At 40.9% G+C, this 13,332-nt stretch carries 13 protein-coding genes and 1 CRISPR repeat array; of the genes, 2 read left to right on the top strand and 11 right to left on the bottom strand.

The features are described from left to right. Positions 1 to 9 precede the first annotated feature (9 nt). Positions 10 to 370: a CRISPR direct-repeat array (repeat unit 32 nt; unit sequence GTTTCAATCCACGCTCCCGCATGGGGAGCGAC). A 227-nt stretch (positions 371 to 597) separates the two neighbouring features. The 10 genes from cas2 to QAI40_RS14370 all read right to left on the bottom strand — a co-directional run bounded on the left by cas2 (position 598) and on the right by QAI40_RS14370 (position 10,868). Then, entirely contained in the window at positions 598 to 885 is a 288-nt protein-coding gene (gene cas2 / locus QAI40_RS14415) for a CRISPR-associated endonuclease Cas2 (protein ID WP_304511721.1), read from the bottom strand. Between the two features lie 15 nt (positions 886 to 900). Beyond that, a complete protein-coding gene (gene cas1c / locus QAI40_RS14410) occupies positions 901 to 1,932 on the bottom strand; it encodes a type I-C CRISPR-associated endonuclease Cas1c (protein ID WP_304511720.1) in 1,032 nt (343 codons plus the stop codon). 16 nt (positions 1,933 to 1,948) lie between these two features. Next, positions 1,949 to 2,587, bottom strand: coding sequence for a CRISPR-associated protein Cas4 (gene cas4, locus QAI40_RS14405; RefSeq protein WP_304511719.1), 639 nt, complete (start codon positions 2,585 to 2,587; stop codon positions 1,949 to 1,951). Beyond that, complete coding sequence (locus QAI40_RS14400; protein WP_304511718.1) at positions 2,584 to 3,408, bottom strand: BRO-N domain-containing protein; 825 nt, start codon at positions 3,406 to 3,408, stop codon at positions 2,584 to 2,586. Before QAI40_RS14400 ends, cas4 begins: the two co-directional genes overlap by 4 nt. Before the next feature lie 21 nt (positions 3,409 to 3,429). After that, entirely contained in the window at positions 3,430 to 4,509 is a 1,080-nt protein-coding gene (cas7c, locus tag QAI40_RS14395) for a type I-C CRISPR-associated protein Cas7/Csd2 (RefSeq protein WP_304511717.1), read from the bottom strand. Beyond that, on the bottom strand, positions 4,506 to 6,497 hold the full coding sequence (cas8c, locus tag QAI40_RS14390; protein WP_304511716.1) for a type I-C CRISPR-associated protein Cas8c/Csd1: 1,992 nt from the start codon (positions 6,495 to 6,497) through the stop codon (positions 4,506 to 4,508). Before cas8c ends, cas7c begins: the two co-directional genes overlap by 4 nt. After that, on the bottom strand, positions 6,475 to 7,194 hold the full coding sequence (cas5c, locus tag QAI40_RS14385; protein WP_304511715.1) for a type I-C CRISPR-associated protein Cas5c: 720 nt from the start codon (positions 7,192 to 7,194) through the stop codon (positions 6,475 to 6,477). The genes cas8c and cas5c overlap by 23 nt, the downstream gene beginning before the upstream one ends. Before the next feature lie 17 nt (positions 7,195 to 7,211). Beyond that, positions 7,212 to 9,419, bottom strand: a complete 2,208-nt coding sequence (gene cas3, locus QAI40_RS14380) for a CRISPR-associated helicase Cas3' (protein ID WP_304511714.1) — start codon at positions 9,417 to 9,419, stop codon at positions 7,212 to 7,214. Further along, positions 9,403 to 9,594 (bottom strand): hypothetical protein, encoded by a 192-nt coding sequence (locus tag QAI40_RS14375; RefSeq protein ID WP_299983881.1) that lies wholly within the window; start codon positions 9,592 to 9,594, stop codon positions 9,403 to 9,405. The genes cas3 and QAI40_RS14375 overlap by 17 nt, the downstream gene beginning before the upstream one ends. 125 nt (positions 9,595 to 9,719) lie before the next feature. Further along, entirely contained in the window at positions 9,720 to 10,868 is a 1,149-nt protein-coding gene (locus tag QAI40_RS14370) for a helix-turn-helix domain-containing protein (RefSeq protein ID WP_299983883.1), read from the bottom strand. Positions 10,869 to 11,037: 169 nt separating this feature from the next. Here QAI40_RS14370 and QAI40_RS14365 point away from each other — a divergent pair, with 169 nt between their 5' ends. Together QAI40_RS14365 and QAI40_RS14360 are read left to right on the top strand one after the other, a co-directional pair. Beyond that, positions 11,038 to 11,319, top strand: a complete 282-nt coding sequence (locus QAI40_RS14365) for a toxin (RefSeq protein ID WP_299983885.1) — start codon at positions 11,038 to 11,040, stop codon at positions 11,317 to 11,319. Beyond that, positions 11,312 to 11,596: a CopG family antitoxin gene (locus QAI40_RS14360; protein ID WP_299983887.1), complete on the top strand. Its 285-nt coding sequence runs from the start codon at positions 11,312 to 11,314 to the stop codon at positions 11,594 to 11,596. Before QAI40_RS14365 ends, QAI40_RS14360 begins: the two co-directional genes overlap by 8 nt. Positions 11,597 to 11,698: 102 nt before the next feature. Here QAI40_RS14360 and gdhA read toward each other — a convergent pair whose 3' ends face one another. After that, the gene (gene gdhA, locus QAI40_RS14355) at positions 11,699 to 13,039 is read right to left on the bottom strand and encodes an NADP-specific glutamate dehydrogenase (RefSeq protein ID WP_304511713.1); all 1,341 of its coding nucleotides are present in this window, start codon (positions 13,037 to 13,039) and stop codon (positions 11,699 to 11,701) included. Positions 13,040 to 13,332: the final 293 nt, after the last annotated feature.

The raw sequence follows: 13,332 nt of genomic DNA, 5'->3' as shown, positions 1-13,332 counted from the left end.
TCTACCATTGTTTCAATCCACGCTCCCGCATGGGGAGCGACCCAGAAGAATATTTTGATTGGTGGGATGAAAAAGTTTCAATCCACGCTCCCGCATGGGGAGCGACATCGACGAGCTATCCGGCCCGATCACTAAAATGGGTTTCAATCCACGCTCCCGCATGGGGAGCGACAAATTGAGTCCCCATAAGGCCAACACCGGCATTGTTTCAATCCACGCTCCCGCATGGGGAGCGACATTATCGGCACGCTGGCGTACCTGGTGGAATACGGGTTTCAATCCACGCTCCCGCATGGGGAGCGACTCTGGGAATATGCCGGGTGTAAGATTGATACATTGTTTCAATCCACGCTCCCGCATGGGGAGCGACTGTTATATACGTAACGCTTTGATATCATAAGAAAACAAATTGTCAAAGAGCGAAGGTCTTCATGTAAATGTTTGATTGGAAAAAAAATAAAGATGACATTTGAATTATTGTTAATTATCAAGCGGTTATTTATCTGCGAACCAAGAATAAAATTTTTGTTTCAAAGCACTCCTATAGGTGCAATAGATATAATTATTATCATAATCATCTTATGGTTCGCAAATAGATCAAATAATTAACGGTCCTTCTATGTCTAATGCCGTTTTAGCTCCAATATGCTCAATTTTTCTTTTCCAATTTGAACCAAGGAAATAAAACCTTAAACTATCCAGCTCCGGTTCAATTTCATTTATAAGATTCCGGCGCATAATAGTCCACTGGGTGGGATCAACCATGCATTCAAAAACAGAATATTGTACTCTTTGCCCATAGTTCTTACACACCTTTGCAACGCGCCTCAATCTTTTTTGACCATTTTTTTCTGTTGAAACATCATAACTGACAAGAACCAGCACAAAACCTCCTTAATTTTATTTCCATATAAACGGAGGATACCCATCTATATCGCCTCGTATATACCTTGCCAACAAAAGAGCCTGAATAAAAAAAAGATTGCCGATTTCAACCTTTTCATTAATGAACGGATGATTCAGGCTTTCCTGTTTTCTTTTCTGGTATGCTGTGAGAACAATTTTCCGAATCTCATCATCCATATGTATGGCACCGGATTCTTTTGTTGTGAATCCTTGATGGTTAATCTGATGCAAATTGATTAGAGATAAGGCAAGCCTATCTGCAAGAAAAGGGCGGAATTCTTCCATGATATCAAGAGCTAACCCTGGTCTTCCCGGGCGATCCCGGTGTAAAAACCCGACAGCCGGATCAAGACCAACGGATTCAAGTGCTGATCTTACATCATGAGTTAGGAGAGTATATAAAAAAGAAAGAAGGCAATTTACATTATCAAGCGGTGGCCGTCTGTTTCTTCCGGTAAAGGAAAATGCCTCTTTCTGAATTAGTATCAACTCATCAAAGACACTGAAGTATTGATGCTCTGCGTCTCCTTCAATGCCCCTCAGCCTATTCAAATCTCCGTATGGAAGCTCTTTTTTAATATATAAAGAAAGGCGATCAGATACTTTTTTCACCCTGAATTCATCGACCTTTTCCTTATGATCACGGATCACCCTTTCAAGAACGGTCCTGCTATTTGCGAGTTTGCCGGTCAATACAGATCCTGCAATTGAAGCGCAAATTTCTTTATTATCAGCCATTCTGAATTGTTCACGTCTTAGAAGGACATTGCCTGAAACCGGTCCTTTTACCATGGCAAGGAATCTACCATAAGCTGTCAAAAAACTAATGGATACATCATTTTCAGCACAAAAACCCATCAAATAAGGACTGCAAGTCACTGCACCAAAACAGACTATCCCGGCAATCGTATGGATGGGAAGTCGCATTGCTACTTTTTTTTCAATTTTAACAACAACAGTCTGACCTTCCTTTGACAAATAAGCACCCTGGGTGGTCACAAAAAGTGTATTCAGATGTTTTTTCATTTTTATTAAATTTGCCTTAATCCGTCATTTTTCTTATCCATGACAATACGTTTCTTTTTTTTCCAATTGTCTTGGGCATACATAAAGTAAGGAAAGAACAGGTATCACACTTTTTTTTATAATGAGGCGGCGGCGTAATTCCAGAAGCAATCATGTCATGAAGTTCTTCAGATGTTCTCATTGTAAACTCCCGCAAATTCTCATCAAAAACAACATCCAGGCGACGTCTTGTTTTTCCATAGAAAAGTGCACCTGTTTCAACTTTTACACATACCATTTCTTCAAGGCACAACGCCTGTGCACAAAGCTGTACCTTGTCTGAAAGATTCTTCTTGGGTTTTCCTCTTTTATACTCCACGGGAAAAGGTATCCATAGTTTTTCCAAACCCTCTTTTAAATGGAACTCAACCACATCTGCCTTTCCGGTAATACCGAGAACGCTTGATTTAAGAGGCAGGCCATATTCAATCTTCATCCTGCCTCTGTCAATCTGATCCCCCCTGTCTACCCTTTCATGCATGATACGACCTTCTGCGGTAAATATGTTTTCAACCCATAATTGTTCGATATGGATTAATGCACATTGCCTCCTGCAAAAGAGTATATGCTGCAAGGCGGAAAGCGGGATTAAGTCATCTTCAATATAGAGGCTCATTTATTTTTAAGCCGTTTCCTGCTTTCAGGTTCGGTCAGATAGTTTTCTGAACTGACCACTTTCTTCCCGGTTTCAATTTCCAGATTTTCACGAGCGTCACCAGCAATCTTACCGCCTTTTCGAGCGGCTGTTTTGTTCTCACCAAAACCTTGAGCGTCTTTTTTTCCGGCAATCTCGGTAGTGGCAGCCTCACCCAGCATGGAAAAGATCAATTCCAAATCGGTCATATGATCGCGAAGATTCTCGCGTTCCAATCCTTTCAAGTTTTTGTATTCTGAAGGAGTAAAACCAAAAGCGGCCTTGGAAATTTCTGCTGTAAGTATGGCGTATTCAGGGTCTTTTTTGATGCCGCGTTTCTGCCATTCATCCGTTAATGCCTCTCGAACGGCAATACCCCGCATCCGTTTTTCAATCCAGTTCTCCGAATACCCCTTGGCCTGGTAAAGGGCTTTGGTTCGTTTGGTGGCAAGTTCAGGATCTTCAATTTCCTGCACTCGTTCATAACCGACCTTAGCCAGCCAGCGTTTGAATGGTTCGGCTTTAGGTGAAGGAATGGACTGGATGATCCTAAAAATGCCTTCGGTGTTAGCGCACACCATACGCTGTTTACCACCAGCAGTTTTGACTGAAAGGGTATGTACAATTTGTACCCACCCTTTACCAAGCTCGGGATCACGCTGTTTCATACGCTGAATATACTGTTTCGGATCTTTTGAATCGATAAGAACCAACACAATATCTTCAACAACAAACCACCATTCGTCGTTATGCAGCATCCGCCGAATTTCTCTGCTTTTAAAAACCACAAGTTTGTTTTGCATTACAAATCCTTTATCTGCGGACTATATCATTTCTGTCAATGCCACTCCTGCGGGAGCATCGCCAACAGTTACGTCATAATCAGCGAATGACCGCGGTGGTGCATCCCCACAGTTTTTACCTGCTTTAACCAGATCGAAAAGTTTATGAGCCGGAGCGTTGCCGAGCTTAGAATCATGCTTGAAAACAATCAGCTTTTGAGCATGCATCCCGGTCCGAGCAGCGGCAGGATCTTGATCAAACATATTCATCAGCGCAGACAACAGCATTTCCAAATCATCCTCTGAAAAGTTAGTCTGACTTGATAGATGTGCAGAAATATATCCATGAACCCGATATAACCCATAAGGAACAATTGATTTTCGGGCACCTAATCCTTTTTGATCAGGGTCATCTACACTTACCGCAGCCGTCCGCGACATTGATATTTCTTTTCCCACAATTGAATCAATGCTTTCCGCAAATCCAAATTGGACAGGCCCTCTAATCTGTCCGCATCGCATATCGCCAGTAGACATAACTGCGCCAAACGTGCGCACGTCAAAGAAGTTTTTGCACATCCATTGCGCAGCTTTTTTCTCCTTTGAATCTATGAACAATTCACGAAGCTTTGCTTTTGCGGCGGGCGATATCAGTTTCGTGTTCTCGGCATCTGCCTGTTTACTTTTTTCTTTCAGGGCTTTAGCCTTTTTCCCTGTTTCTTCCAGTCCAGCTAAAGACAAGACCAAGCATGGCCGCTCGCCATCCTTATTAGAAAAAACAATTCCATCCGGATATGCTTCAAATGCTTTAAGCTCAGCTACCAAATCTTCAGGAATAATCATCTGTATCGTTTCATTTTCAATCGCCAAATGTGCGCGTTTATGATGCTCTGAAAGAAAAGCGCCTTCTCTCACATGGATTTCATAAGGAGCCTGGTTGTTTTTGGTGATATCAACATAGTTTCTAATCTTTCGTTTCAGGCAAACATCCGTAACTAAGCCTTTACCGGTTTCATAGTCCTGACGAGGAGCATTCCCTGCATCAGGATCTCCATTGGGATTTCCGTTTTTTACATCAAACAGATAAACAAATTCATAACGATTTTTGATAGCCTCATTCATTGATTTTCTCCTTTTTCTTCAGTTGACGTTTCTAAATTATTTTCCTTCTTTCCCCACAAATATGCACGGGAAGCATCGGAATGCTCAGCATTCCAGATATCCCGTTCTTTGCGTGTCATCCATAGCCATTTGCGCATTTGATGGTATCCCAAAACAAACATTCCCTGTTGCTCTTGTGAAAGATATGAAGGGAATCCATTCTCATAGATGGCTTTTGGATCTTCTGTTTTCTTCAAAGAAACATCAAACTGACTGCAAATTTGGTCAATTAACCGCTCTAAATTAAATATTTGACCTTTGTTTTTTGACTCATCCTTGGCCTTTCGGGCGTGATGCCGTGCGTTTCTGAGCAAATTTCCAAAAACGCTTTTGGGTGACGCAGAGGCCCCGGCAAAATACCGATCAACGATACTCGCATTGACACTTCCCAGAGCCTCTGCCTGTAGTTTTTCTAATACGGACATAAGTTGTCCGAGTAAATAACCTTTATCTGTACAGGTTGGATTCATTTTTTCTAACACCTCCTTTTCTTTTGATTCTTTCCGATGTTTTCGATTTAGATACGCTTTAATAATTGCCGCTCGGGCATCGTTCCAATTTTTTACGAACCAGCCCTTTTTTTCGTCGTTTTCCTTCCCCAATTCAGCTCTATAACGCAAAATTGCTCTGCTAAATGCTGGTTGTGGAAACAATAGTTTTTTATCAATTGATGCCCGGTAGAACTGTGCGCCGATCACAGAAGGGATGCCTTCTTTCCTACGGTCTTTCGGATCAGCAAGAGACTCAAGCAATAAAGGCAGCGAAAAGCTTTCAGGATGTTTTCCATTTTTTGGAGCAGGACAACAACGCTCAATTCTCAAGTCTGCAAAATATTGTGCCAGACTATCCACTACATGCTGTGTGTTCGACTCTATCCAATCCCGTACTGTTGCCCGTCCCTGGTCACCAGACAGGACCAACGAGTAGAATTCATCCGGTTTATCCAATTTATAGGGAATGCCTTTCCAAAGGCTTTTATACATCTCCGCAACCTGCGCAGGTTTCGCTTCTACCTTTTCTTCATCCACCTCAATGGATAGACCAAAAGAATCGGATAACGCGCTCTTATTTCGTGTCCAATAACAAACAACTGTGTCTGAACTTAAATGTATATTTTGCTTTGATAATATTTGATTGGGATCATGCGGATCAGGTGGATTGGGATGCAAAAGACGGTTTAAAGCTGTCATGGCAAAATCAGAAGATTTCTCGCTTATCACAGCATTTAAACCCTTTCCCCAACCATAACTTTCAAAGGCAGATTGGTTACAAGGCGCCAAAGCTATGTCACTCACTTTCTTTTGAGGTACATTTTTTAGTTTCTTATGCTTCCTGGCAGGCGTGCAGAATTCTCCAGTAATGAGGCATATGGAACCCTCTTTCGTTCTATGGCTATCCGCATTGATTTTTCTCCAATATTTAACAACAATTGGTCTTTGATGGACAAATGACTCTTCCATTTGATAAGAAAAGACGATCAGATCATTTCCTTTCATCTCTGAAGATATTGTAACCTCTAATTCACCACATGCATGTTTTTGCAAAAATAATGCGCAATCCTTGACCGCTTTATCACCTGATTCTTCTGCGCATAGCTTTATTCTATCGGCAAACAAATCTTGGCGTGTCTTACAAATCAAAGGTTTATATTTCTCGGCAGGAATTGATTTGCCCAAAACATATAACGGGTTATCAACAAAAAATTCAGCCGGAGGGTGTTTCCCTGAACGGCTGGGTAATTGCTTAGGAACTAATTTTGGCATGCCCAACATTCTTGGTTTTTTCTTTGACCCTTCAGGAATTCTTTCTGCTTGTTTCAACGGTTCAATACCCAAACATTGTCCACTATCACCTACTCGAATAATCCAAGAGACCGGCTTAATCTCAAAATCAGGATCAGGAACGAGGTCTTCACGTTGTGCTAAATCATAAAGCGCTTTCAATATCATACGACACCTCCTCCCGACCGATTGGATGCGATGGGATTTCCATTTTTCCATTTTCCAATTTTGCACTGAAGAAAAGGGGCATGTTTTGCTGTTTCTCCACACTTCCAAACTCAATATCCCAAAGCATAATTCCAAGTTCTTTGGATATAGAAATTGACCGCTCTTCCGGCTTTTCTATAGGAGGATGAATTTCAGCAATACACTCCCGGCAACCGAAATAGGGCTGGTGAAAATGCTGTCCATTTTTCACACGTCGGGTAAACATATCAACAAATTTATAGATATTGTCCTCTGCCCCAGCTCTCTCTGTGAGCGTAAAAAAAGCTTCGAACTGATAATCCACATTCCGTAAAGCCACAGTATTTCTCTGCGCCCTGTCAGGCTCTACATTTATTCCATATATCCCGTGTGTAAATTCTCTCATGCCACAGTCCATCATCTGTTTTGAAGGCATTATACTTTTACTATTCAGTTCATTCCGCTTTATCGCAGTAAAGCATATTTCATTGAACACATAGATGCGCTCCACATGCCATTGAATGGCTGGCTTCCAGCAAATAGCTTCAAATATTCCGCGAACAGATGAAGGGGTTGGAACCTCATAACTCACCCGTTCTGTTTTGAGTTCAGGCCGAGTAAATATGGCAAGCGGACCTTTTGCCCGAAGGCTTAATGTCGGACCTTTCTTTTTTTTCATAGTTCCCCCTTATAGTCTTAAGCATTGAATTTTGAATAATCAGGAAAAAGATTTTCTTCAGACACAACCAAACCAAATCGTTCATCATAAAGCCGTTCATATGGCAGCGTTAAATAAAAGAACGCTTTCTCATGTATAGAATCAAGTGCGCCTACGTTATTCAGCATCTGAAACTCCTGAAAATATATTTGAACAATAAAAGGTTGAACTGACCTGAAATCATCCCGCGATGGTTTGAATTTAGCACGGACGACATCCAGCTTGCTGTATGCGTCTTTGTACGGAACAACGACAGGATATACAGCGCTGTCAATCATACGAAAACGCTTTGCGACTTCAGGGAAATCCAGACTTGCACGTGCATTTTGAACCCCTGCCCCATCCAGTTGAACACCAGAATAAAACAGGCGAAAGTATGTATCATAAATTGCAGGGAACGTTAAATCCAGAGAACCATCATCGCCCCGCAAAACGCCGTCAGATTCATTGGAATTAAGTAAACTTTCCGTAATACCCTTCCCCAAGCGCAAAATTCCCGCGGGAGGTTCTGTTGGTGCGCGAAAGACAATTAGACGACCTCCATTAACATTTTTGCCTTCACGGTTACAACGCCCTGACGTCTGTGAAATACTGTCCAGACCGGCTAATGCCCTGAAAACGACAGGGAAATCAATATCTACCCCCGCCTCGATTAATTGCGTACTTACTAATCGAACGGTCGAGGATTCATTTTTCAACAACTCCTCTTTTACTTTGCTAAGAGTATCTTTCCGGTGAGAAGGACACATTGATGACGAAAGATGATAAGTATTCTCAGGTAGCAAACCGGCAAGCACTCGGACATCCTTACGTTTATGCGTGACCACTAAAACACGTTGTATATTTTCTTTTAGAATACGTTCCGAAATATCTGAATATTCTTTTACGCTATCTATGTCCCATTCAATGTTCACGCGAGCTAAATTTCGCGACAGTTTCATTGCGTCCGGAATAATTTCTCTCACCGCATCCAATCCGCACATAAATGATTTGCGCTTTTTTAAGGCTGGCTGAGTTGCTGTCGAAAGAACGATTGAACAACCGTAATGTTCTCGTAATTCTTGTATTGCATTTAATATCGGATACAACAACCCCGGAGGCAGTGATTGCACTTCGTCTAAAATAATGACACTTCTGGAAATGTTATGAAGTTTCCGAAGTCTGGAATTTTTGTTTGCGTACAACGATTCAAAAAATTGAACATTCGTTGTAACAATGATAGGCGCATCCCAATTCTCTGATGCCAGACGGTTTCTTTCTGTATCTTTTTCAGGATCAATATTTGAGTGATGCTCAATTACGTTTTCGCGCCCAAAAACCTCCGTGTAAACAGATGCATTTTGTTCGATAATACTTGTATACGGGATCACGACAATCACACGTTTCATTTTATTTTCTACAGCATGATTTAAAGCAAAAGACATCCCAGAAAGTGTTTTCCCGCCACCTGTTGGAACCGTTAATGAAAAATATCCTGTTTTGGTTATCGCGGATTCTCGACAGGCATCCAGCACATTTTTTCTTTGAACATTGATCTGTGTCCAATTATCTTTTTCCGCGTCACAAACTTTTTTATCAATATATTCATCCAGATGATCTCTAAGTTTATTAATCGAAGAAAAAACCGGTCTTTTCGGTGCATCTGTATTCCGTTTTTCAGCATCAAGCCAATCAGCATCAACCAGACAGGAATGAAGCATTCGTATCCAAAATTCCAAGCTTCTCGTCCACTCATTTTTTTTCTTTTCTTCAGCGGTACCAGATGGAGGAATCAACCACTCAGGCCACTCAGGAAGTTTTCTATCCAACAAATCATTCGGCGCATTTTTGATAGCATCGCGTACCAATTGTGCCGCATTAACTAATCGTTTTCTGAGAGCTTCGCTATTTTGCAATCCGGTATGATGACAAGTGATTGTAAGTTGTAAGGCCAATCTGCGAAGACGGTCATCAAATTGATCTGTTGCGTACCGTCCTCCCACAACGGCATGCTCAATACGCTGTTCATCTTCAAGCATATATCTCTGGAACGCCTCCATGAACTTTCCCAAGTCATGCCAGTCACCTAATAATGCGCCCCACGCTTCACACCCAAATTCTTTGGAAAATAAAGATGCATTGCTCCTAACGCCATCAATATGCTTTATCAGCTTCTGACTCTTGTTTCCATCAGCATAAAAATCCATTTATCTCCCTTCCCAGGCCATGCTGAAACCACACCAGATATCTCCAATCGCCGACACAAAAAGCATTTGCAAACAATCGAGCCATTTCTGCAACATTCTTCAGATGTTCTTCAAGCAGTTGCCATTCACTCGGCGGTTTTCCTTCCAGGCTGTGCGCGTAATATTTTTTATCCATACCATTCCTGACATACAAGGGGGGGCATACACACATAGAATCATACTTTTCTATCTTTCATATCTTCCCCATCTCAACCCATATCATACAAACAAGCCTCGCATCATATCAATTTTAGGCTTAATTTATTCTCGTAATATTTTTAACCTTTTTCCCAATTGTTTTATTTGAATTATTTCTTGTTTTGCTTCTTTAATATTCTGAGCTGTTAAAAGCAGGTCAAAAAACCGGCCGTTGGGGGTAAGGCACCTTCTTGTTGAATCGGGTTCCTGGAACCCGGTGGAATCGTAGAATTTCTTTATCCTGGTATCAAATTGGTCTCTTAGTCTGGTGGAGATCAGATCCAGTTCATGGAGGCGGTAAAGAAAAGCCTGGGCTGATACCCCGAACCGGTGTTTGATTCTTAAAAGAAGACCCCAGGACCAGCCATCTTGGGCAACGCCAAGCTGGCTGACACTTGCGCGGACGGCTGCCTCCGGCATTAAAAAGGTGGCGGCAAATCGTCCTGCTGCCCGTTTGGCATTTATGGGTCTTAAATTTTCTGATTCTTTTTTATTGTCTAAGGTTTCAAACAAATCTGTTTTTTGCAGGCGGGATTGATTAGATATAAGGAGAGCGCCAAGTTCAAAGCTTAAAGAAAAGAGTTGTTTTTCAGGATTGTTTTTTGAATTCAAGAAGAAAAAAGCATTGTGATAGACTGGCTCATAAACAGAAAAAGAATCAAGATCTTTGGAGTCTCTTGGAAATTGAAAAATGATTACGCGCAAGCCGAAGTTTTCAAACAGTTCAAAATAATCAAACACTACGCCATCATATATTCCAAAATATTTTCTAATGGAAGAAGCAAGATTTTCCATTCCCTGATAATCAGGTTTAAAAGGAACAGACAAAGGCAGGTAGGCGTGTTTAGGAACATTGCAGATATCTTCAAGGGCGTGGAAAGCTGTTACGATATCATGGGTTGCTGCTAATAATTGTTTTGGAATTTTATCCGGTTCAGGATGGATGGTGATAAAGTTGGAAGAACTGTCTGTATCTTTTGATTTTAATTCAATATGGTGAACATCATTGGCAAACAAAACCTCTGTAGATACATTCAGTGCCTGGGAAAGACTATAAATCACCTGGGCTGAAGGAGCGTTTTTACCAAGTTCAATTCGCCCCAAAGGACCTTCCCTGATTCGGATTTTCCGGGCAAGATCTATCAAGGTCCAATTTCTTGCTCTTCTTAGGAAGCGAATATTTTTCCCGATATTTGGAATATCAGCTTTCATGAAAATAAGAAAATCATATAATTTCTTTTATGTCAATATTTATTCATTTTTTGATAAAAAAAATTGATTGATTCTTTTTTAGTATTTTTCTACGATAGTAAGATCCGTTGCTCTTTTTTTAGATGGTATTTCAATTGACAACGTCTCTGCTTTGTCATATATTTAAAACATGATACGTTTTAAATGGGATGCAGAAAAAAATGAAATTCTTGCAAAAGAAAGAGGTATCACCTTTGAAGAAATTGTTCAAAGAATTGAGGCCGGTGCAATAGTTATAAATACAAGGCATCCCAATAAAGAGAAATATCCAAATCAAAAAATCATGATAGTTGATGTTGAAGGATATGCCTATATAGTTCCATATGTAATAGACAAAAATATTTTTTTTCTTAAAACAATCATTCCAAGCAGAAAAGCCACAAAAAAATATCTTGGAGGGGAAAATGACTAAAGAAACAAAAAAGATAAAACTTGATGATTATGAATCAGAAATTCTGGAGGCCTATGAAAGCGGTAAACTTGTCCCTTCTGAATCTGGAGTTGATTTTCAGGCTATTGCCCGAAATACCATAAAAAAAAACCAAAAGATAAATATAAGGATCGCTGACAACGATCTTGCCGCTTTAAAAAGACGGGCAACCCGTGAAGGTATCCCCTACCAGACGTTAATCAGAAGTATTCTTCATAAATATGCAAGCGGTTTTCTGAAAGATACTGTAAACCCATAAACACTCAGGGCATTTCCCTGCATACTTCCTTTTATGATATCATATCGTTCAGTTCCATACCGGAGAATTCCGGTATGGAGCCTGAGACATAAAAACAATATATCAGGTTAATCCCTGATCCAGCATTGCGTCGGCCACATGGCGAAATCCGGCAACATTTGCCCCGAACACATAATTGCCTTTTTTATTAAACTCAGCAGATGCTTCATAACACTGGTCATGGATATGTTTCATTACCTGGTGAAGTTTATTATCAACCTCGTCTTCTGTCCAGTTCATAAAATTGGCATTTTGTGCCATTTCAAAGCAGGAGCAGGCAACCCCTCCTGCATTGCATGCCTTTGCCGGACCATAAATGATATCTGCATTTTCCAGAAATTCCATCCCCTCAAGAGTCACGGGCAGGTTTGCTCCTTCAACAAGGCATTTAACCTTGTTTTTTAACAAATTTTTTGCGTCATCAAGTTCAAGTTCGTTTTGTGTTGCACAGGGGAATGCAATGTCGCACGGGATATCCCAGGGTCGTTTGCCCGGATAAAACTTCACTTTAAAATGATCTGCATAATCTTTTACAACATCATTACCGCTCAACCTGAGTTTCAGCATATAGTCGACTTTTTCGCCGGTAACCCCATCAGGATCATGGATAAATCCGTCCGGCCCGGAAAGGGTAATGACCTTGCCGCCAAGCTCATTGACTTTTTTTACAACACCCCAGGAGACATTTCCAAAGCCGGAAACCGTCACAACTTTGCCTTCAATATTATCATCAGCATTTTTCAGCATTTCTTCGGCAAAATAAACCACACCATATCCTGTAGCTTCAGGCCTTAAATAGCTTCCTCCCCATGAAATGCCCTTGCCCGTCAAAACGCCTTCAAAAGATTTATTCATTCTGCGATACATGCCGAAAAGATAACCGATTTCGCGTCCTCCCACCCCGATATCGCCTGCCGGGACGTCAGTGGATGCGCCGATATGCCGTGACAATTCCAACATGAAACTTTGACAGAAATTCATTATTTCATTATCTGACTTGCCCCGGGGGTTGAAATCAGATCCGCCTTTTCCACCGCCTATACGCAAGCCTGTCAATGCATTTTTAAAAATCTGCTCAAACCCGAGACATTTGATAATGCTCAAGGTAACCGATGCATGGAATCGAAGTCCTCCCTTATAGGGTCCCAGCACATTATTAAATTGAACGCGATGTCCTGTATTGACCTGAACCCGGCCCTGGTCGTCTTTCCATGGCACCCTGAAAGTGATTGATCGGTCCGGTTCGACCAGTTGCTCAAGTATCCGGTTGTTTTGATACTCCCTATTAGAATCCAGGACCGGTGTAATGGATTTAAACACTTCTGAAACTGATTGAATATATTCCTTTTCCCAGGAATATTTTCCCTTGAGCATATCCAAAACGTTATTCGTATAAGCACTCATAAATTTTTCTCCATTAAATTATTTTTATTCTTCACAATTTGTACGAATTCTCTTATCATTGGGCCTATTGTATAATCAACCTTTTTAATGACTTTGGCAATATTATTTTTTGATTTTTAATCATACACAAACAGACAATAGAATTAGATTTTCCCCAATTCACCATCAAAAAAAATAAAAAACCCCGTTGCGCTTGATGGCTCAAGCAGATAGAATATTTGTGCAACCAAAAAACTATCATCAACGGGGTGAAATAAATATGACACAAGGCGTGCTACCATTCAAGTATGAAC

It is taken from the genome of Desulfobacula sp. (genome assembly GCF_030611305.1).
Classification (GTDB): Bacteria; Desulfobacterota; Desulfobacteria; order Desulfobacterales; family Desulfobacteraceae; genus Desulfobacula.
This window is presented reverse-complemented; position numbering and strand designations above follow the sequence as displayed.

Coding starts and splice junctions, on each gene's coding strand:
- QAI40_RS14360 (WP_299983887.1), top strand. CDS start 11,312: ATGACTAAAGAAACAAAAAAGATAAAACTTGATGATTATGAATCAGAA.
- cas1c (WP_304511720.1), bottom strand. CDS start 1,932: ATGAAAAAACATCTGAATACACTTTTTGTGACCACCCAGGGTGCTTAT.
- QAI40_RS14365 (WP_299983885.1), top strand. CDS start 11,038: ATGATACGTTTTAAATGGGATGCAGAAAAAAATGAAATTCTTGCAAAA.
- cas7c (WP_304511717.1), bottom strand. CDS start 4,509: ATGAATGAGGCTATCAAAAATCGTTATGAATTTGTTTATCTGTTTGAT.
- cas8c (WP_304511716.1), bottom strand. CDS start 6,497: ATGATATTGAAAGCGCTTTATGATTTAGCACAACGTGAAGACCTCGTT.
- cas5c (WP_304511715.1), bottom strand. CDS start 7,194: ATGAAAAAAAAGAAAGGTCCGACATTAAGCCTTCGGGCAAAAGGTCCG.
- QAI40_RS14375 (WP_299983881.1), bottom strand. CDS start 9,594: ATGGATAAAAAATATTACGCGCACAGCCTGGAAGGAAAACCGCCGAGT.
- QAI40_RS14370 (WP_299983883.1), bottom strand. CDS start 10,868: ATGAAAGCTGATATTCCAAATATCGGGAAAAATATTCGCTTCCTAAGA.
- QAI40_RS14400 (WP_304511718.1), bottom strand. CDS start 3,408: ATGCAAAACAAACTTGTGGTTTTTAAAAGCAGAGAAATTCGGCGGATG.
- cas3 (WP_304511714.1), bottom strand. CDS start 9,419: ATGGATTTTTATGCTGATGGAAACAAGAGTCAGAAGCTGATAAAGCAT.
- cas4 (WP_304511719.1), bottom strand. CDS start 2,587: ATGAGCCTCTATATTGAAGATGACTTAATCCCGCTTTCCGCCTTGCAG.
- gdhA (WP_304511713.1), bottom strand. CDS start 13,039: ATGAGTGCTTATACGAATAACGTTTTGGATATGCTCAAGGGAAAATAT.